This is a genomic window from Polaribacter butkevichii, assembly GCF_038024105.1.
GTDB classification, from domain to species: domain Bacteria; phylum Bacteroidota; class Bacteroidia; order Flavobacteriales; family Flavobacteriaceae; genus Polaribacter; species Polaribacter butkevichii.
On sequence record NZ_CP150661.1, the window covers coordinates 1,447,094 to 1,467,338 of the forward strand.

The 20,245-nt window shown below is 30.3% G+C and carries 17 protein-coding genes; 16 read left to right on the forward strand and 1 reads right to left on the reverse strand.

Going from position 1 to position 20,245, the window contains the following annotated elements; translation table 11 throughout:
- The first annotated feature begins 104 nt into the window (after positions 1 to 104).
- The 10 genes from WG951_RS05995 (at position 105) to WG951_RS06040 (ending at position 10,911) form a co-directional block, all read left to right on the forward strand.
- Positions 105 to 611, forward strand: coding sequence for a hypothetical protein (locus WG951_RS05995; protein ID WP_340915792.1), 507 nt, complete (start codon positions 105 to 107; stop codon positions 609 to 611).
- Positions 612 to 785: 174 nt separating this feature from the next.
- Positions 786 to 1,379: a hypothetical protein gene (locus WG951_RS06000; protein WP_340915794.1), complete on the forward strand. Its 594-nt coding sequence runs from the start codon at positions 786 to 788 to the stop codon at positions 1,377 to 1,379.
- 233 nt (positions 1,380 to 1,612) lie between these two features.
- Positions 1,613 to 2,035, forward strand: coding sequence for a hypothetical protein (locus tag WG951_RS06005; RefSeq protein WP_340915796.1), 423 nt, complete (start codon positions 1,613 to 1,615; stop codon positions 2,033 to 2,035).
- Positions 2,036 to 2,227: 192 nt separating this feature from the next.
- Positions 2,228 to 3,199: a Fic family protein gene (locus tag WG951_RS06010; RefSeq protein ID WP_282147553.1), complete on the forward strand. Its 972-nt coding sequence runs from the start codon at positions 2,228 to 2,230 to the stop codon at positions 3,197 to 3,199.
- A 651-nt stretch (positions 3,200 to 3,850) separates the two neighbouring features.
- On the forward strand, positions 3,851 to 4,516 hold the full coding sequence (locus tag WG951_RS06015) for a hypothetical protein (protein ID WP_340915802.1): 666 nt from the start codon (positions 3,851 to 3,853) through the stop codon (positions 4,514 to 4,516).
- Between the two features lie 1,858 nt (positions 4,517 to 6,374).
- Positions 6,375 to 7,097 (forward strand): hypothetical protein, encoded by a 723-nt coding sequence (locus tag WG951_RS06020; protein ID WP_105049278.1) that lies wholly within the window; start codon positions 6,375 to 6,377, stop codon positions 7,095 to 7,097.
- Between the two features lie 168 nt (positions 7,098 to 7,265).
- Positions 7,266 to 7,994, forward strand: coding sequence for a DUF4145 domain-containing protein (locus tag WG951_RS06025; RefSeq protein WP_105049279.1), 729 nt, complete (start codon positions 7,266 to 7,268; stop codon positions 7,992 to 7,994).
- Between the two features lie 146 nt (positions 7,995 to 8,140).
- Positions 8,141 to 8,854, forward strand: coding sequence for a hypothetical protein (locus tag WG951_RS06030; RefSeq protein WP_340915805.1), 714 nt, complete (start codon positions 8,141 to 8,143; stop codon positions 8,852 to 8,854).
- Positions 8,855 to 9,656: 802 nt separating this feature from the next.
- Positions 9,657 to 10,265, forward strand: a complete 609-nt coding sequence (locus tag WG951_RS06035) for a hypothetical protein (RefSeq protein ID WP_146105273.1) — start codon at positions 9,657 to 9,659, stop codon at positions 10,263 to 10,265.
- A gap of 178 nt (positions 10,266 to 10,443) precedes the next feature.
- Positions 10,444 to 10,911, forward strand: coding sequence for a type II secretion system protein GspG (locus WG951_RS06040; protein ID WP_105049280.1), 468 nt, complete (start codon positions 10,444 to 10,446; stop codon positions 10,909 to 10,911).
- Between the two features lie 400 nt (positions 10,912 to 11,311).
- Here the strand turns inward: WG951_RS06040 and WG951_RS06045 are convergent, their stop codons facing one another.
- A complete protein-coding gene (locus WG951_RS06045) occupies positions 11,312 to 12,304 on the reverse strand; it encodes an IS110 family transposase (protein WP_340914023.1) in 993 nt (330 codons plus the stop codon).
- 720 nt (positions 12,305 to 13,024) lie between these two features.
- Between WG951_RS06045 and WG951_RS06050 the strand changes: the two genes are divergently transcribed.
- The 6 genes from WG951_RS06050 (at position 13,025) to WG951_RS06075 (ending at position 19,812) form a co-directional block, all read left to right on the forward strand.
- Positions 13,025 to 13,870 (forward strand): tetratricopeptide repeat protein, encoded by an 846-nt coding sequence (locus WG951_RS06050; RefSeq protein ID WP_105049281.1) that lies wholly within the window; start codon positions 13,025 to 13,027, stop codon positions 13,868 to 13,870.
- A 347-nt stretch (positions 13,871 to 14,217) separates the two neighbouring features.
- Positions 14,218 to 14,535, forward strand: coding sequence for a DUF6660 family protein (locus tag WG951_RS06055; RefSeq protein ID WP_105049282.1), 318 nt, complete (start codon positions 14,218 to 14,220; stop codon positions 14,533 to 14,535).
- Between the two features lie 75 nt (positions 14,536 to 14,610).
- On the forward strand, positions 14,611 to 16,773 hold the full coding sequence (locus tag WG951_RS06060) for a TonB-dependent receptor (protein WP_245893516.1): 2,163 nt from the start codon (positions 14,611 to 14,613) through the stop codon (positions 16,771 to 16,773).
- Between the two features lie 2 nt (positions 16,774 to 16,775).
- Positions 16,776 to 17,192, forward strand: a complete 417-nt coding sequence (locus WG951_RS06065; protein WP_105049284.1) for a Fur family transcriptional regulator — start codon at positions 16,776 to 16,778, stop codon at positions 17,190 to 17,192.
- 209 nt (positions 17,193 to 17,401) lie between these two features.
- Complete coding sequence (locus WG951_RS06070) at positions 17,402 to 17,830, forward strand: methyltransferase family protein (RefSeq protein ID WP_245893517.1); 429 nt, start codon at positions 17,402 to 17,404, stop codon at positions 17,828 to 17,830.
- Between the two features lie 29 nt (positions 17,831 to 17,859).
- Positions 17,860 to 19,812: a heavy metal translocating P-type ATPase gene (locus tag WG951_RS06075; protein ID WP_105049286.1), complete on the forward strand. Its 1,953-nt coding sequence runs from the start codon at positions 17,860 to 17,862 to the stop codon at positions 19,810 to 19,812.
- Positions 19,813 to 20,245 lie beyond the last annotated feature (433 nt).

The following is a 20,245-nucleotide window of genomic DNA, read 5'->3' on the forward strand; positions in this document are numbered from 1 at the left end:
AAGGTCTGTGTTTAACCGAAAAGTTAGTGTGTTTTAATCCGCTACTATTCTTATACTAGACCGTTGGCAAACATTTTGACCAAACCCAAAACTGAAAGAAAAAATTGAAAGCTGAATTTATTTACCAACCTACTTCTGGAGAATATGAAGAGAAAACTTTTGACTTAAATACAGTTTGGAAAAGTCAAATTTGGAGTTGGACAAAATTCACAACAAAAGACGGAATTGAATGGATTGGAGCTTTTCGTGGAGAACCAAAGAAAACTGTAATTGCGGAAAAAATAAATCAAGTGGCTGTTTTGACAAGTGATGGACTTTATATATTGGATATTGACAAAAGAGAAACTCTCTTTTTTGACCAACAAACTGAATTTAGAGAATTAGCCGAATTACCAACAAAGGACAAATTCATTATTGCGGATTATGACCAAATTGGAATTATTGACAAAGATTTTAAAACAAAATATCTAAATCTCGATTTCGGAATTGACAATATTGTGTTTAGAAATTATATCGGAACGAAATTGAGAATTAATTTTGAGAAACTACCTGATTATGATATAATAGATGGAGTTTTGAATACTGAAAACTGGAAAATTGAGACGGAATAAAAAACGATTTGCCAACACCGTGTATAATTAATTGCTTTGGCAAGTGCTTATTTGGAAAATTCCTTCGGAATTTTCTCGCGTTCGTTTTTGTTTACTAAATTAGTTGCTTAAACACGCAACTAACCATACACAATCACGTTGGCTGTAATTAAAAACCGAAATCAAAATTAACATATGAAATTAAAAAGAAATTTATTTACAATTCTATTTTTGACAATTAGTGCAATTGGAATTGCGCAAGATTATAAAAATGAACTGAAAAAGGAATTTAATGATTATTTGAGTACAATTGTAAATATGGAATTTGAAAAATCTATGGAATATATTGTTCCTGAATTTTTTGAAATTATTCCGAAATCGCAAATGATTAAGGTTATGAAAATGACTTTTAACAATCCAGATATGGAATTTGAAATAAAAAATCCAAAAATCTTGAAAGTTAATGACAAAAAGGAAATTGAAAAGAAATATTATTCACTTCTGACTTATTCAAATCAAATGAATATGAAAATAAAAGGAGAAGAAGGAGAAACAAAAGACGAAAAAACAACGAGAATAAACTTGACTAAATTGTCATTGGAAAGCACTTTTGGTTCTGAAAATGTCGTTTATAACGAAAAAACTGATTTTTTTGAAATTCAGTCTCAAAAAGACGTTTATGCAATTTCTGAAAGTGGAGAAAAAAACTGGAAATTTTTAGTAATTGAAAAGAAACAGAAGATGATTTTGGAAAAATTACTACCAAAAGAATTGAGTGAAAAAATATAAAAAAACTACAGCCAACACCATATATAATTTATTGCTAGCTTTTTGCTTACTTACGAAAATCCTCGCGGATTTTCTTTGTTAGTAATTATTTACTAAATTAAGTGCTTAAACCACGCAACAAACCATATATAAATACGTTAGCCACAATTTAAAAAAACACGAAATTCAAGAGAATTATGCTTAAATATTTAACATTCGGAATATCAATATCATTTATATCGTGGATAGTCGGAATGATAATTAATAGTATTCTTGTCAAAACTGAATACTACATAAAAATATCAAATCTGAATTTTATTGAAAGTAAATCTTTAAATAAAACTATTGGAATTGACTATTTTAAATGGATTGTGAAAAATTCATTTTTCAAGTTTTTTAATCAGAAAATAAAATTGAAAAATAAAAAAACGGAATTGACTGAAATACGAAAGGAAATGACAATTGCGGAAATAAGCCATTTAATCGGATTTATATTCGTGACTTTCTTTGCTGTTTATAAAAGTATTACTCACGACTTTTTATTTGGTCTGATAATAATGATTGTGAATATATTTATGAATTTATATCCTACTTTATTACAACAGGAAAACAAAAGACGAATTGACCCAATAATAAAACGACAAAAAAAAACTGTGGCTAACACCGCGTATAATTAATTGCTTGTTTTAAGACTACTTACGAACATTCCTGCGGAATATTCTATCTGTGATTTATTTGCTAACTTAGTTCCTTAAATCACGCAACTAACCATACACAATCACGTTGTGCCCAATTAAAAAAATCCGTTACATTAAAGAAATATAATTAAATGATTGTATCTTTGATAATATCAAATGATAGTATCACGAATGAAACCACCTTACGAAATAACATCTTCAATTTTAAAATTAATAACTTCTATTTCAGAAAAAATAGGTGAAGTAAACGCTAACTTATTAAACAAACCTTCTCCTAAATTAAGAAAACAGAACAGAATTAAAACAATTCATTCCTCTCTAAGAATTGAAGGAAATACACTTACAGAAGAACAAATAACAGCACTTCTTGAAAACAAAAGAGTTATTGGTCCAAAAAAAGATGTTGTTGAAGTTTTAAATGCAATAGAAATCTACGAGAATTTAGATATTTACAAACCATCTAATGAAAAGTCATTTTTAAAAGCACATAAAAGCTTAATGAAAGGCCTTGTTGAAGATGCAGGAACATATAGGAAACAAAGTGTTGGAATTGTAAAAGGCACTAAAGTAGAACATGTAGCTCCACCTTTTGGAAACCTTCCATACTTAATGAAAGACCTTTTTGAATATTTAAAAAAGTCAGACGAAATTGAGTTAATTAAAAGTTGTGTTTTCCATTATGAAATGGAGTTTATACATCCATTTTTAGATGGTAATGGAAGAATGGGAAGATTATGGCAAACTCTAATATTAATGGAAAAATATCCAATATTTGAATTTTTACCTTTTGAAACTTTAATTAGTAACGATCAAGAAAAATATTACCAGGCTTTAGCTGAAAGTGATAAATCTGGAAAATCAACAAAGTTTATTGAATATATGTTAGGAGTAATTGATATTTCAATAAGTGAATTATTGAATTTCAATAATCGAACATTAAATGAAAAAGACAGATTAGAATATTTTGTTTCTTTAAATAAAATTCAATTTACTAGAAAAGATTATATGGATATATTTAAAGATATTTCTGCTGCAACTGCAAGTCGAGATTTGAAAAAAGGAACAGAATTAAAAATATTTGAGAAAACAGGAAAACTAAATAAAACAATATACAAACTAATAACTGGGCACAACACCGTATAAACTTTATTGCTAGTTTTAGCTCACTTGGGAAATTCCTTCGGAATTTCGCCGTTCGTGTTTTATTTACTAAATTCACTGATTAAACCACGCAACAAAGCTTATACAACAACGTTGCAAGTAATTGGCGGAAACCACTCAGACACTTGAAATTTGCGGTTCAAAACTCTTGAATTTAAAAACGGAAAAAAGCTAGACACTCTCTCGTTCGGCAAAATTTGTAAAATTGGAGAGTTTTAGCAATTTAATCAAAATGAATTTACTCAATCCCTGAAAATCCAAAATTGCGGAATTTAGCAAAATGCCGGAATTTTCACTCAAACCCTGAATTTAATAAGTTTGCGGAATTTAGCAAAACACGAAAAATCTAGAGCGCGAAATTCACTCAAACCTTGAATGACAAACTTGGCGGAATTACCACTCAAACGTTGAATTTTGAAAATGAAAAAGTGCTACAAACTGAAAAAAAACCAACTACTTGCAACACCGTTTATAAAAAATTGCTAAATTGTGCCTTATCAAAACTAGTCGCGTTTTTGTAAACCCCTATTTTCCTGCGGAAAATAGCCGTTCACTTTTAAACGCAACTTTCCCATAAACAACAACGTTACCACACATTTGAGAAAAACGCTTTTCATATCGACAATTTTAGTTTTGAATTCATTCTTTTCGTTTGCCCAAAACAGAATTGAATTAGTTACGAATGATTGTAGTCAAGAAAATGGATTTACAATGTTTTTATTGGATAGAGCTAAACCGAAAATTCTAACTGAACAAAAATTTGAACAAGAAGAAAAATATTGGAATAGCCAAAAGAAGATTTTACTCAATAATTCGGACATTATTAAAATAGAATACACGAATATTTTTGGACAGATAATCGACACAACTTTCACAAACGCAAAGGAACTGAATGAAATAAAAATCTGTGTAAATAAATTCAAAGATTACGAAAATAAATCTCTAATAAAAGAATCAATCGAAAATAATGAAAGTTGGATTTTGAATAGAACTTGGGGACATCAAACTTTTGAATCTGACAAACTGATTTTAAAACCTAAAAACGGATTTTTAAAATATAAATATTATAAAAACGGAAAAAGAATAAAACGTGGAAAAATAAAAATAACAGAATCCATCATAGAAAAAATAGCATTGTTTGAGCGTAAACTGAATCTAATGCAAAATGCTGACAATTCCTGTAATTTCGGAATCAATTATAATCTTAACAATGGAATTGAAAAGTTGAATTTTCAAGACGACAGTTGTTCTGGGTTTTCGAATGAACAATTATTGTCTGAATTAAAAATAACGGAATAAAAAAACGTGTGGTAACAACGTGTATAAAAAATTGCTATATTTAGCATAAACTAAAACTTGTTGCTCTTTTGCAAACTTCTGAATTTCCTCCGGAAATTCCTCGTTCACAAAACCGCAACTTTCCATAACACAACAACGTTGGCAAAAACTGGGCGAAAGTATAATCCGCAAGTAAAAGTTCTTTTAAAAACATTTAGCTTTAAAGTCTGAAAACTCAAAAAAGCGAAATAAAACGTTTGAAAAATTAGTTTTTCGGAACACTCTCTCGCGAATCAAAATTTTGAAAAGTTGGAGAATTTTCTAAATTTCACAAAAAAGGAATTTACTCAAATGCTGAAACCAAGATTACGGAGAAATCACTCAAATGTGAATTTCTAAACTTTGCGGAATTGAGCAAAATGCGGAACAAAAACTGTGCGGAATTTTCTCTTAAACAAAGTTTCGTAAGGCTGAGAATTTTCTGAAAATTAAATTAAGTGAAAATTATTGTCGGAATTAAGCACGTGGGAAAACACTCAAACGCTGAAAATCAAAGTTGCGGAATTTTTACTCGGAATTTAATTTATCAAGTTTGCGGAATTGGAAATGCCTGAAAAATGGAATTTAATGAAATTACTACTTGTAAATTAAAAATAACCCGAAATATGAACAAAATATGAAAATTGAAATAAAATAACGCATTTGCCAACACCTTGTATAAAAAATTGCTAAATTTGGCTTAATCAAGGTTTGTTGCATTTCTGTCAACTCCTATTTTCCTGCGGAAAATAGCCGTCGACTTAAAACGCAACTTTCCATACAAAACAACGTTGCAAGTAATTGGCGGAAACCACTCAGACACTTGAAATTTGCGGTTCAAAACTCTTGAATTTAAAAACGGAAAAAAGCTAGACACTCTCTCGCTCGGCAAAATTTGTAAAATTGGAGAGTTTTAGAAATTTAATCAAAATCAATTTACTCAAACCTTGAGAACCCCAAATTGCGGAATTTAGCAAAATGCCGGAATTTTCACTCAAACCCTGAATTTAGCAAGTTTGAGGAATTTAGCAAAACACGAAAAATCTAGAGCGTGAAATTCACTCAAACCTTGAATGACAAACTTGGCGGAATTACCACTCAAACGTTGAATTTTGAAAAATAAAAAAGTGCTACAAACTGAAAAAAAACCAACTACTTGCAACACCGTTTATAAAAAATTGCTAAATTGTGCCTCATCAAAACTAGTCGCGTTTTTGTAAACCCCTATTTTCCTGCGGAAAATAGCCGTTCACATTTAAACGCAACTTTCCCATAAACAACAACGTTGGCAAAAACTCGGGAAAGGCGCCAAAATAAAGTCTGTTTTATAAATTTACTTCTTGCTTTTCCTCTCTTTTCAAAACCCAATTTCGGAAAATGTAGAAATTTAAAATTTATGGAACAGTCTCTCGCTCGTGAAATTTTGTAAAAATTGGAGAGTTTGAAAAATTTAATAAAATGGAATTTACTCAAACACTGAAAATCCAAAATTGCGGAATTTTCACTCAAGCCTTGAATTTAGCAAGTTTGCGGAATTTAGCAAAATACGGAAAAACAAAATGGTGGAATTCTTACTCAAACTCTGAATTTAGCAAGTTTACGGAATTCTCACTCAGAGTTTGAATTTTGAAAAAAAAGAAAATTATGAAAAAGTTGAACGAAATAAAAAAATCACGCATTTGCCAACAACTTGTATAAAAAATTGCTACTTTTAGCTTAAACAAAGGCTGTTGCATTTTTGTAAACTTCTGAATTTCCGTTGGAAATTCCTCGTTCACAAAAATCGCAACTTTCCATACAAAAATACGTTGGCAACAAGCGCAAAATAGCACGCTGAAAAATGAAAAAATTAACAATACTTATAACTATAATTTTAATGGCATTTACAAATTATGTAGATGTTGGAGATCCTTCTATTCAAGCTGTTTGTAAAATTACCACTGAAAATGGTGAAACACACGTAGGTTTTGTAACTTTAATAAATGGAAGTTATAATGGAATGCATGCTAATGGTTTTTATCTCTATCAAGATGAGCACTATAATTGGACAACATTATTTGATTTTGAGTTGCATAGTTTGAAAAGAATTGGAAAAACGAAATATAACATTGGGAATTTTAGTCCAGATGCAAAAGAAATTCATTTTATAGCTCATACCTGGGGAAATGATAGATATTCTTCAAAAGACTCTAAAAAGGTCATTAGTGACTCTATTGGAAAACACTTAATTAAGAAAACGGAATTAATTCATCAATACAGAATGTTCGATTCAATTCCTTTATTTAAAGAACTCCCAAGAACTTATCATTTAAATTATAACGAGACAGATTCTATTGCAGAAAAAATAGCAATGAATAACATTGTGTCTTTTGAAATTCTCAAAAACCCGAATTCAAAATGGTTAGAAAAAATTGAACAAGCTCGAAAAACATATTTAAATGACAATAGCGGAGAAGATTCGACAGGAGATTATCTCGAACCAATTTGGATACACGAATTAATTAAAAAACCGAAAAGATTTAAGGAACTGAAAGATTATTTTAAAAGTTGGAAAAATAAATAAAAGCCAGTTGCCAACACCTTGTATAAAAAATTGCTTAATTTGGCTTAATCAAAGGGTGGTGCATTTTTGTAAACTTCTGAATTTCCGTTGGAAATTCCTCGTTCACAAAACCGCAACTTTCCATACAAAACAACGTTAGGCATAATATCCAAGAAAACCGAAAATTGAATGAACATAAAGTTTGAGAATGATAAAACAAAGAATGAAACTATAAAGGTCCTTTGCTCATCTTGTAAAAATAATACAAATCATAATGTATTAACATCTATTAACGAAATTGGAACTGAACCTTTAGGAGAATATTATTCTATAGACTGGAATACTGACTATGAAATTATTCAATGTTTAGGCTGTGAAAGAATTTCATTCAGGAATCACTCAACAAACTCTGAAAACACTGATTATCAAGGTCGACCAATATCAACTACTCTAATTTACCCTAAAAGAAGTAAAGACACTATAGCAGCAAAACATTATTTTAATGTTCCATATAATTTACAAAGAATATACAGTGAAACTGTCGAAAGTTATAACTATGGAAACTTAACGCTTTGTGGAGCTGGTGTGAGAGCTTTAGTGGAAGGAGTATGCAAAGAAAATGGAATTACAGAAGGTAATGTTGAATTTAAGAATAAAGATGGTTCTACTGTAACTCAAAAAAAAACGAATCTTCAAGGAAAAATTAACGGACTTCATGAAAGCGGAAAACTTACGTTACAACATTCGGAAATATTACATGAACATCGGTTTTTAGGAAACGAAGCGATACATGAACTATCACTTCCATCAAAAGAAGATTTATATTTAGCAATTGAGATAGTTGAAAATGTTTTTGATACACTTTATGAAATTCCGAGTAAAGGTTTAGAATTGAAAAGTAAAAGATTGAAAAAATAAAATACTATGCCTAACACCGTATAGTAAAAATTGCTAAATTGGTGCTTTACAAAACTAGTGGCATTTTTGTAAACGTCCATTTTCCTTCGGAAAATAGCCGTTCACTTTAAACGCAACTTTCAATATACAACAACGTTGCCAAACATATGAGAACGAAACTTATTAAAGTATTTATATTACTGGTAATTACAGTTACTATTTTTCTAATCTATTCAAATAGAAAAATAAATGGAATATGGATTGGAACGTATATAAGTTACGACAATAGTAAGTATAATTCAATTAATGAATCTCTAATAAATTTTAATACTTTTAACTTCAAATACATTAATCCTTATCTAAAAAAGGACAGTATAATAAAAAGAAATTACATTACTCTTGGTAATCTCATATTTTCAAAACCAATTAACGAATTTGAAACAATTCAAACTAAAATTGTTAATTTTAAAAATGACAGTTTAATATTGAAAAGTGTTTTAGAGACTAAAGCATATAGAAAAATTCCTGACTCTTTAAAATCTAATTCAAATCAAACTCTTGAATTAAAAAACAAATTTTTTAAAATAGAAAATCAAAGAAATATTGACACAATATATTTTAGTGAAAAATATTTATTTTTTAAAGGGAAAAAGAAAAAACGTGAAAAATGGGAATCCACAGGTTACTGGAAATTAATATATTTTGAAAATTATTATGTAATATTTAGTAATTTCTCACCAATTGTTGTGAATAAATCAAACGAATATTTAAATTTTAATCAATTAACAAAAGATAGAAATAATGTTCTCAAAGTAATTGAAATTGAAGGAAAGATAAATGATATTGAAATAATAAAAAAGAATATTGAAATGAATCAATAATACGTTTGGCAACACCGTGTATAAAAAATTGCTATATTTAGCATAGACTAAAACTTGTTGCTCTTTTGCTAACTTCTGAATTTCCGCTGGAAATTCCTCGTTCACAAAATCGCAACTTTCCATAACACAACAACGTTGCCAAAAACTGGTGAATCGAGCCGAATACAAGTCGTTTAGTAAAATATAATTTTGGCTTTTTTTTAGTTTGTAAATCTGAAAAAAGTTAAACACTCTCTCGCGAATTAAAATTTTGAAAAATCGGAGAGTTTTCTAAATTTTACAAAAAAGGAATTTACTCAAACGCTGAAACCAAGATTGCGGAGAAATCACTCAAATATGAATTTCTAAACTTTGCGGAATTCAGCAAAATGCGGAACAAAAACTGTGCGGAATTTTCTCTAAAAAAAGTTTAGTAAGGCTGAGAATTTTCTGAAAATTAAATTAAGTGAAAATTATTGTCGGAATTAAGCACGTGAGAAAACACTCAAACGCTGAAAACCAAAGTTGAGGAATTTTTACTCAGAATTTAATTTATCAAGTTTACGGAATTGGAAATGCATGAAAAATGGAATTTAATGAAATTACTACTTGTAAATTAAAAATAACGTGAATATTAAACGAAATATGGAAATGGAAATAAAATAACGCATTTGGCAACACCTTGTATAAAAAATTGCTAAATTTGGCTTAATCAAGGTTTGTTGCATTTCTGTCACCTCCTATTTTCCTACGGAAAATAGCCGTCGACTTAAAACGCAACTTTCCATACAAAACAACGTTGTAAGTAATACAGAATCCGAAAATGAAAGAGACTATTTTGCTAATTTTATTCATTTCAATTTTATCTTGTAAATCTGATAATAAAGAAAATTATATAAAGGAATCGACAAACAGAATTGGAATAAAAAAACTTAAATCTTCAGATAAAAATATTAAAGATAGTATAGTTGAATATCTAAAAATTAATGGAAAGGAATATGCAAATCAAATTTGGTTAGTAGATAAAGAAAATGATACTATTGGAGGAAATTATTTTGATTTATATGTAAATGATACTACAAAATTAGGAGAATTAACTACTTTAAGATTTGTATTGACAAAACCGACAATAAATTGGGAGTCTGATATGTTCGTAATATTCCCAATACCTGAAAATAAACTGAAAGAGGATTTTTCCAACCTATCAGAAATTAAACTTGATACTTTTTACAGTCTGAAAAATGATAAAATTCCACATCCTGAATTATCTAATTTAAATTTACCTTTAAACCATATAACAGAATTTAAATATGACTATCAAAGTTCTGGAAAAAAAGTTCTTCGTGGAGTTGTAGTTGAAAGAGGGGAATTTGAGAATAAAAAATATGAAAGAAGATTATTTTTCGAGAAAAGTATTTATATTAAAGAATAAACTGAAAGTACAAAAAAGTACTACTTACAACACCGTATAAACTTTATTGCTGGTTTTAGCTCACTTGGGAAATTCCTTCGGAATTTCGCCGTTCGTGTTTTATTTAGTAAATTCACTGCTTAAACAACGCAACAAAGCTTATACAACAACGTTGTAGCACATTTGAGAAACGAACTAAATGATAGAATTAATACTTTCAACTTTAGCTGAATTTAGACTAATTCGTGAAGATTATAAACATCAAAAACGGATAAGTAAAAAGGAAAAAGAAGACGGAATTAAAAGACCGATTCAAAAGTATTTTATGCAACCAAGTGCATTAATGTTTATTGCTGTTTTTATCATTGGAAGTTTTAGTGCTGTTCTATTTTTTACTTATCAAAGAACATCTGTATTTCCAAAAAAAACTGAAAAGGAAATCTCGGAAATGAGCGAGAGAATGGAAAACTGGAATAAAAATCTCGGAAAATACCCAACAGAATTGAATGAATTAATCGGAAATAGTCCTTTAAGAAAAGATTGGACAAAAGATGCTTGGAATCGAGAATATGAATTTACGATTACAGAGAACGGAAAAGGATTTTTAATAACGTCTGCTGGTTTAGACGGAAAATTTGGAACTGAAGATGACATTAAATCGGAATAAAAATAATGAGCACGTCTAAAAAATATACTGACTCTGACCTTAAACTCTTTTTTTTAGGCCCTTTATATCTAATATTGATTAGATTAAATGGAACATACAGTCATCACAACACAGGCATAAAAAGGAGTTCAGACAATAAAATGGGTCGAAAATTAATTTTAATGACTTTGGGCACAATATTTTATGTTATTCTAATAATTGTACTGATTAATTATGATTGAATATAAATAAAAAAACGTGCTACAACACCGTGTATAATTAATTGCTTTTTACTTGCTTACTTGCGAAAATTCCTGCGGAATTTTCACGGGTTCGTTAAAGTTTGTTAACTTAGTTGCCTAACCACGCAACTAACCATACACGTATTCCAAGATCAAATCCTAATAAAATTTAGTTTTTTTTAAGCCATATGATTTTGAAGTACAACATAGGGCGTTCCTCTTTTAACAACCGCAAATGCTCTTGCTATTAGTTTATTTCTCACATTGTTTATCGCTAACATTTTATCTTTTCCTTCTGCTAATTTTTTTTGATAATATAACTTTAGTTCACTATCATGTTGTATAGCAGAAACACTTGCCATACTCAACAAACTTTTCATTTTTCTATCTCCTAAATAATGACACTGTTTTCGCCTATGAATACTGGTTCCAGAGCTATGTTCAAAAGGTGCGGTTCCACAATAACTAGAGAACGATCGCCAGCTTTTAAACCTCGTAAAATTACCTGTATGATAAATAAGTTGACAAGCAACAACAAAGCCAATTCCTCTCATGCTTCTAAGTAATTCGTAGTTTTTACTCATAGAAATATCGTCAAAAATTATTTCTTCAATTCTAATTTCTATTGCCTTGACTTGTTTTGTGAGATAGTCAATACTTCGTTTTAAACTGATACAACCTAAATCTGTTGTAGAGCTTGTTAAAAGTACTTTCATCTCTTTTAAAGTACCTTTTAAACCTGAATTATTTCTAACCAACTGATCTCTTAAAGCTAACAATCTACCCAACTCTAAATGAGCGCTACTTTTAACAGTACTTGGAGTTAATTCCTCCCGGTAAAGCCAACCATACCTAGCAATTACCTGAGCATCTAACTTATCAGTTTTTTCTTTTACAATGCCAGATGAACGTTTAATTTTTAACGGACTCTCCTCTACGTAAATAACTTTTTTACTGTGTAAATAAAGTGCCAACTTTAAGGAATAATAACCGGTATTCTCAAAACAATAAAAAACAGCACTCTCTTTTGTTGCTTTTAAAACCCATTTTATTAGGCTTTTGTAACCAGTTAAATCGTTCTTAAACTCTTTGTGTACTTGGGCATGATAACAATAAGCATCAATCGTCTTTTTTGACACATCAATTCCTACTACTTCTTGGTAATTTTTCATATTTTTACAATTAGAATGATTAAATATGTTGCAAAAACTACTTCCTTTATCGGGGTTTTATACGCCTGGTATTCCAAATGGTTCTTTGCAACTTTATAGAAACAGAGGACTCGTACGTGTAAGGGACCTTCAAATCTAAAACACGTTATAGTTCTCCTCTGTTACTACATAAAGATATTTAATACAAACTAAAGAAACACGTTGCAAGTAATTGGCGGAAACCACTCAGACACTTGAAATTTGCGGTTCAAAACTCTTGAATTTAAAAACGGAAAAAAGCTAGACACTCTCTCGCTCGGCAAAATTTGTAAAATTGGAGAGTTTTAGAAATTTAATCAAAATCAATTTACTCAAACCTTGAGAACCCCAAATTGCGGAATTTAGCAAAATGCCGGAATTTTCACTCAAACCCTGAATTTAGCAAGTTTGAGGAATTTAGCAAAACACGAAAAATCTAGAGCGTGAAATTCACTCAAACCTTGAATGACAAACTTGGCGGAATTACCACTCAAACGTTGAATTTTGAAAAATAAAAAAGTGCTACAAACTGAAAAAAAACCAACTACTTGCAACACCGTTTATAAAAAATTGCTAAATTGTGCCTCATCAAAACTAGTCGCGTTTTTGTAAACCCCTATTTTCCTGCGGAAAATAGCCGTTCACATTTAAACGCAACTTTCCCATAAACAACAACGTTAGCACCAATTAGAAACCAATTCAATGAACAAATTAAAATTATCGATTTTACTTATATTATTTTCAGCATTTTTATATTCACAAGAAGAAGCTGAATTGAACACAAAAGGAATAGAATTTGCAAAAAAAGGAAAAATAAATGAAGCTTTTAAATTATTTGACAAAGCCATTAAGATAAATCCAGATTTCCCGAATGCTTATTCTAATCGTGGAAATGTTTACAGAATGAGAAAGGAATATGATTTAGCTATAAAAGACTATTCAAAATCTATTCAATTAAACCCTGAAAACTTGGGAGTTATTTACTCAAGAGCAAGTGTTTATTTGGAAAAAGAGGAATTTAAAAAAGCTATCAAAGATTACTCTACGATTATAAATAAAAAACCATCATATAAAACTATTTACTTTGACAGAGCATATGCAAATATTAGGCTTGAAAAGTATGAAATCGCTAAAACTGACTTGGAATCTCAAATAAAACTTAATCCTAAAGACTTTAAATCTCTTGCAAATTTAATAAATATTAAAACAAAATTGGAATTGTATGAAGAAGCAAAATTAGATTATGAAAAGATATTGAACGACTTTCCAACACAACCAAATTTACATATTCTTTATAATAATAGAGCGAGTCTTTATCAAGAGACAAATGAATTAGAAAAAGCCTTAAAAGATGTAAATAAATCTATAAAATTAAAAAGAAAATATCCTTTAGGAATTCTTAATAGAGCTAATGTTTACCTGAAATTAGGAAACACAGAAAAAGCTTGTAAAGATTTTAAAAAAGCTATAAAATTAGGAGTTTTAAAAGAAGAACACTTTAAAGCAGACGAAGATTTTGAAAAGTTAAAAACTAATTGTGAAAAATAAACTGGTGCTAACACCGTGTATAATTAATTGCTTGGTTTTAGCTAATTTACGAAAGTCCTCGCGGACTTTCTATCTGTGTTTTATTTACTAACTTTATTGCTTAAAACACGCAACTAATCATACACAACAACGTTGTGCATAATGCGGAAAATCGTGTTAAACATCAACATTTGAACTAAAAAAGCCAACCGCACAAACAGCACATTTATTTTTTCCAGACACCTAAAGCCAACGCTTAAAAAAATAAAAGAGCTGTTTTTAGCCTACGCTCAAAAACGGAACGCAAAACAGAATTAAGAAATGACTTTGCAATACCATTGCATTAATAATTCTCTATCTTTGTGACAATGAAATTTATCACTATCATATTATCCTTATTAATACTTGTTTTGTCAATAAAACCTTGTTCTGACGGAAATAATGCCGAAGACCAACACCAAGACGAAATAACTGCTGAACACAATCATCAAAATGATAGTGATGATACGTGTCCAATAACTTGTATTTGTAATTGTTGCGGAATCGCAATTACATACCAACCAATTCAAACTTTTGAATTAGGTAATAATAATCAAATTTCTACAGAAATTCTATCTGCTTATCAATCAATATACAGATTTAATTTTCATTCCAATATCTGGCAACCGCCTCAATTGATTAGCTAATTTATCGACCAAAAGTCAAAAAATTTTAGTTAATTAATTTTTACATTTTCAATGAATAAATACATATTGAGCGCAATGCTCACAATAATAATGTGCTTTTCTATAAAAGCGCAAACATCTGATATACAAATAAAAGTAGTTTCAGAATCCGAAAACGAACCGTTATTAGGAGCAACAGTATATTTTGAGGAATTAGAAAAAGGAGCAGTAACCGATTTTGACGGAATTGCAACTTTTACAGAAATTCCAAACGGAGAACATATTCTAATAATTTCATATTTAGGTTTTGAAACCTTAAAAACTACTATTCTATTCCCTAATAGTTCAAACTTAATTTTCAAGTTAAAAAGTGGAGGAAATGAATTGGATGAAGTTGTGTTACAATCTTCAAGAAGCACAAGAACGGTAAGAAAAATTCCAACAAGAATAGAATATATTGGTGCAGAAGAGTTAGGAGAAAAAGCCATAATGAATCCCACCAATATCTCAATGGTACTTCGTGAAAGCACAGGAATTCAAATGCAACAAACTTCTTTAAGTAGCGGAAGTACAAATATTAGAATACAAGGACTTGATGGACGCTACACGCAACTTTTAAGAGATGGATTTCCTCTTTATGGAGGTTTTTCAAGTGGTTTGAGCATATTGCAAATTCCACCATTAGACTTAGAACAGTTTGAAATTATTAAAGGAAGTTCTTCAACACTATATGGTGGTGGAGCAATTGCAGGTTTAATAAATATGGTTTCAAAAACACCTGACGAAGAACCAGCTTTAGATATTATGTTGACGCAAACCCAAGCATTAGGAAGTACAGCAAATGTATTTTACAGCAAGCGAAATGAGAAATTTGGTGTTTCACTTTACGGTTCTGGTCATTCTCAAAAAGTATACGACCCAGAAAATGATGGTTTTAGTAATTTACCAAAAACAACATCAATTTCATTCAACCCAAAATTCTTTTATTATCCATCAGAAAAAACAACCTTTTGGATTGGTTTAAATGGAACTTACGATGACAGAATTGGTGGAGATGTAACAAAAATTGAAAGTGGAGAAAATGGAATTCATCAATATACTGAAGAAAATATCTCAAAAAGAGTAAGCAGTCAAGCAGTTTATAAAACACAAATAGATTCAATAAGCTCTTTAAACATAAAAAATAGTGTTTCCTTTTTCGATAGAAACCTTACTATTCCAGATTTTAATTTTGACGGTAAACAAATCAACACGTTTACAGAAGTTACCTATCAAAAAGCAACTTCAAAAGCTGATTGGATTTTTGGTGCAAACTTATATACATCAAACTTTGATGAGAATGATAACGCAACTTTACAACGTGACCAAACAGATATAACTTATGGAATGTTTGCAAACAATATTTATGACCTTTCAGATAATTGGATTTTAGAAACTGGATTGAGAGCAGATTACAATACGGATTTTGGATTTTTTCCACTTCCAAGAATTTCATTATTATATAAAAATGACAATGGATTTTCAAGTAGAATTGGTGGTGGTTTAGGCTACAAAATACCTGATATTTTCACAGAGGAAGCAGAATTTATAAATTTCGAAAATGTACTTGGTATAGATAAATCAAACTTAAAAGCAGAACGTTCTTATGGTTTAAATCTTGATTTTAATTATAAAACTCGACTATTCGAGAGTATAGGTTTTTCAATTAATCAGCTTTTTTACGTTTCTGCAATAAACAACGGTTTATTATTAAATAGTACAGATAACGGATTGTTTGCATTTGAAAATGCAACCGACGAAATTTTAAGCAAAGGAGCAGAAACAAATATAAAGTTTACATACAAAGACTTTCGATGGTTTTTAAATTATGCGCTAATAGATATAAAATTGAACTATTTGGCAGGAAATCCGCAAAAGCCTTTAACGGCAAAACATAACGCAGGAAGCGTGTTGATGTATGAATCTGAAAAATGGCGAATAGGTTATGAAACATTTTATACAGGAAAGCAATTTTTGTCAAACGGAACTGAAACAACAGACTTTGTAACTATGGGTTTACTTTTAATGAGGAATTTTAAGTTTGGTAGTGCTTTCGTAAATTTTGAAAATTTCACAGATAGAAGGCAAAGTAGGTTTTCACCTTTGGTTTTGCCACCTCACGAAAATCCTATATTTCCAGAAATATATGCACCAACAGATGGATTTATATTTAGCGTAGGAATAATAATTAAACCATTTGGAAACGAAGACCACGATTAATTATGCAAACAATAGAAAAATTATTAGAGTCAAAAGATATACGAGTTACGGCAATGCGTTTACTTATTTATAAGTTTCTTGCAGAAAAAGAAGTCGCTGTTACATTGAGTGATATCGAAAGTGCTTTTGATAAAGCAGATAGAACGACATTGTATAGAACAGTAAAAACATTTGAGGAAAAAGCGATAGTGCATCAAATAGACGATGGTACAGGAAATACAAAATATGCTTTGTGTGAAAAAGGTTGTAATTGCGAAATTGAAACCGATTTGCATTTGCATTTTCATTGCAACAACTGTAACGAAACTGTTTGTTTAACAGAGCATAAAATCCCTCAAATTAAAGTGCCTGATGGTTTTGTTTCAGAAAATGTAAACTTGGTTGTAAAAGGAATTTGTGATAAATGTAGTGGTCAATAATTGCACTTCCATTGCATTGATATTTAGAGCATTTTTGTATCAAATTAGAAATTATGTTATTATTTGCTTATCTGATATTATATTTTTTATTGGTCTTTGTATTAAGGTCTTTATTACTATGGAAAAAAACAGGTATAAACCCATTAACGTTTAATAAAACTGATAATGCTCACGGTTTTAATGGCAAGGTATTTACATTTATCTCGTTTTTGGAATTAATAGTTGTTGGAATCTATGCTTTTAAAAGTGAATGGTATGAATACTTGCTTCCATTTTGGTATATAGAAAACTCTACTTTACACAAGATTTGTTGGGCACTTTTGTTTCTATCGTTAATTGTAGTATGGATTTCTCAAAGTCAAATGGCGAATTCTTGGAGAATTGGGATTGATGAAAATAACAAAACTAAATTAGTTACAAATGGAATGTTTTCAATTTCAAGAAACCCAATTTTTCTTGGTATTATGATAGCAAATATCGGATTGTTTTTAGCGATACCAAACGCTTTTACATTATTAATAATTTCGTTATCAACAATAAGTATAAACACACAAATTAGATTAGAAGAAGAGTTTTTAAAAAGAGAATTCGAAAATGATTATTTAGAGTATGCAAAAAAAGTAAGACGTTGGATATAAATATTTCTTATCTAAAGAATTAAATAATGATGAAAAAAAAGAAAATCAATTTAAGAGATTTAAAACCAAATTCGGAAGAGCAACATAGTCACGATGATGGTCATAATCATAGTGGTCAACCCAATAACTTTAAAGCCTATATACCAGCTATAATTAGCTTTACGATGCTCATTATTGGTATTGCTTTAGATTATTTTGATGTTGCATTTTTTAAAGATTGGCTTCGAATTGTGTGGTATATCATTGCCTATTTACCAGTAGGATTCCCAGTATTAAAAGAAGGTTGGGAAAGTATTAAAAAAGGCGATGTATTTACAGAGTTCTTTTTAATGTCAATAGCAACAATTGGTGCATTCATCATTGGCGAATATCCCGAAGGAGTTGCAGTAATGTTATTTTATGCAGTTGGCGAATTGTTTCAAAATGCAGCAGTCAACAGAGCGAAATCTAATATCAAAGCATTGCTCGATGTAAGACCTAATGAGGCTTTGGTTTATCGGAATAACGATTACATTTCGGTTAATCCCGAAACAGTTGAAATTGGAGAAAAAGTACAAGTGCGTGTGGGCGAAAAAGTTCCTTTAGATGGTATTTTGATTTCCGAAAAAGGCTCTTTCAATACAGCAGCATTAACAGGCGAAAGCAAACCTGACACTATTGCGAAAAACGAAAAAGTCTTTGCTGGAAGTATTAATATGGATAGTGTAATTGAAATTGAAACAACTAAAGAATTTAAGGATAGTTCCATTGCTCGAATTTTGGATATGGTTCAAAATGCGACAGCTCGTAAATCAAAAACGGAATTATTCATTAGACAATTTGCAAGAATTTACACGCCAATCGTTGTGTTTTTAGCAATTGGAGTTACGTTTTTACCGTACTTTTTTGTGGATGATTATGTATTTAGAGATTGGTTGTATCGTGCCTTAATTTTTCTCGTGATTTCGTGTCCTTGTGCGTTGGTAATTTCAATTCCGTTAGGCTACTTTGGCGGATTGGGAGCAGCTTCAAAAAACGGAATTTTATTTAAAGGCGCTTCGTTTCTCGATGCAATGACAAAAATAAATACGTTGGTTATGGATAAAACAGGAACTGTAACCAAAGGTGTTTTCAAGATTAAAGAAATTAAAGCAATTGGTTGGGAAGAAACCGAATTTATGAAATATTTGATGGCGATGGAAGAACAATCTACGCATCCAATCGCCAAAGCTATTTTAGAATATAAAGCAAACGGAGCAGATTTTGAGGCTACAGAAGTTTCAGAAATCGCTGGAAAAGGTTTGAAAGGTATTGTAAATGGCAAAACCGTTTTAGTTGGAAACAAAGCGTTGATGACAGCAAATAATGTTGAAGTTTCGAAGGAAACGGAAAACATTGTTGAATCAATTGTTTTAGTCGCTATCGATGTAAAATTTGCAGGTTATGTGGTTATTGCGGATGAATTGAAAGACGATGCAAAAGACACAATTATTAATTTACAAAAAGTAGGCATTAAAAATATTATGATGCTTTCGGGAGACAAAGATTCCATAACTCAAAAAGTTGCTGCCGAATTAAACATTGAAAAAGCCAAAGGCGGATTATTGCCAGAAGATAAACTGAATGAGGTTGAGCTTTTAAAGAAGAATCCCGAAAACAAAATTGCCTTCATTGGAGATGGAATTAACGATGCGCCAGTTTTAGCCGCAAGTGATGTCGGAATTGCAATGGGTGGTTTAGGAAGTGATGTTGCAATAGAAACCGCAGATGTGATAATTCAAACCGACCAACCTTCGAAAGTTGTAAAAGCAATACAAATAGGTCGTTCCACTCGAAAAATTGTTTGGCAAAATATTGGTTTAGCTTTTGGAGTAAAAGTGATTGTATTGATTTTAGGAGCAGGTGGATTGGCGACAATGTGGGAAGCAGTTTTTGCCGATGTTGGTGTGGCTTTATTAGCAATCTTAAACGCTGTAAGATTACAGAAAATGAAGTGGGATTGAGAAATGTTGCGGAAAAATTTGGTGCTAACATTAAAAATCGATTATTGAAAAGCCAACGCTAAAAGCCATACACATTCACAGTCGCATCATCCACGCTTCACCCAAACTGTAAAAGAGTATGTCTTGCCAACGCTTACTTTTGAACTAAATAACAAACATCGGAAAACCAAGCTGAACGTGAAAAGCACTATGCACAACAACGTGTATAAAACATAGCTATTACAGGCTTTCCGAGAGGTTTTTGCTTATTTATTAAGTCCGCCAAATTTTTATTTTTGTATATTTAGAAAATAAAATTAAAGATAAAAAATAAAAATTCGGCTCGTGCTAAATCCGAAAAGTTAGCGTTTATTTATACGCTACGTTTCATACACAAGACCGTTGCCAAAAACTGGGTGAATCGAGCCGAATACAAGTCGTTTAGTAAAATATA

What these genes read in the sequence shown, in the direction of transcription:
- WG951_RS06000 (WP_340915794.1), top strand. Translation starts at nt 786, where the DNA reads ATGAAATTAAAAAGAAATTTATTTACAATTCTATTTTTGACAATTAGT.
- WG951_RS06005 (WP_340915796.1), top strand. Translation starts at nt 1,613, where the DNA reads ATGATAATTAATAGTATTCTTGTCAAAACTGAATACTACATAAAAATA.
- WG951_RS06010 (WP_282147553.1), top strand. Translation starts at nt 2,228, where the DNA reads ATGAAACCACCTTACGAAATAACATCTTCAATTTTAAAATTAATAACT.
- WG951_RS06020 (WP_105049278.1), top strand. Translation starts at nt 6,375, where the DNA reads ATGAAAAAATTAACAATACTTATAACTATAATTTTAATGGCATTTACA.
- WG951_RS06025 (WP_105049279.1), top strand. Translation starts at nt 7,266, where the DNA reads ATGAACATAAAGTTTGAGAATGATAAAACAAAGAATGAAACTATAAAG.
- WG951_RS06030 (WP_340915805.1), top strand. Translation starts at nt 8,141, where the DNA reads ATGAGAACGAAACTTATTAAAGTATTTATATTACTGGTAATTACAGTT.
- WG951_RS06035 (WP_146105273.1), top strand. Translation starts at nt 9,657, where the DNA reads ATGAAAGAGACTATTTTGCTAATTTTATTCATTTCAATTTTATCTTGT.
- WG951_RS06040 (WP_105049280.1), top strand. Translation starts at nt 10,444, where the DNA reads ATGATAGAATTAATACTTTCAACTTTAGCTGAATTTAGACTAATTCGT.
- WG951_RS06045 (WP_340914023.1), bottom strand. Translation starts at nt 12,304, where the DNA reads ATGAAAAATTACCAAGAAGTAGTAGGAATTGATGTGTCAAAAAAGACG.
- WG951_RS06050 (WP_105049281.1), top strand. Translation starts at nt 13,025, where the DNA reads ATGAACAAATTAAAATTATCGATTTTACTTATATTATTTTCAGCATTT.
- WG951_RS06055 (WP_105049282.1), top strand. Translation starts at nt 14,218, where the DNA reads ATGAAATTTATCACTATCATATTATCCTTATTAATACTTGTTTTGTCA.
- WG951_RS06060 (WP_245893516.1), top strand. Translation starts at nt 14,611, where the DNA reads ATGCTCACAATAATAATGTGCTTTTCTATAAAAGCGCAAACATCTGAT.
- WG951_RS06065 (WP_105049284.1), top strand. Translation starts at nt 16,776, where the DNA reads ATGCAAACAATAGAAAAATTATTAGAGTCAAAAGATATACGAGTTACG.
- WG951_RS06075 (WP_105049286.1), top strand. Translation starts at nt 17,860, where the DNA reads ATGAAAAAAAAGAAAATCAATTTAAGAGATTTAAAACCAAATTCGGAA.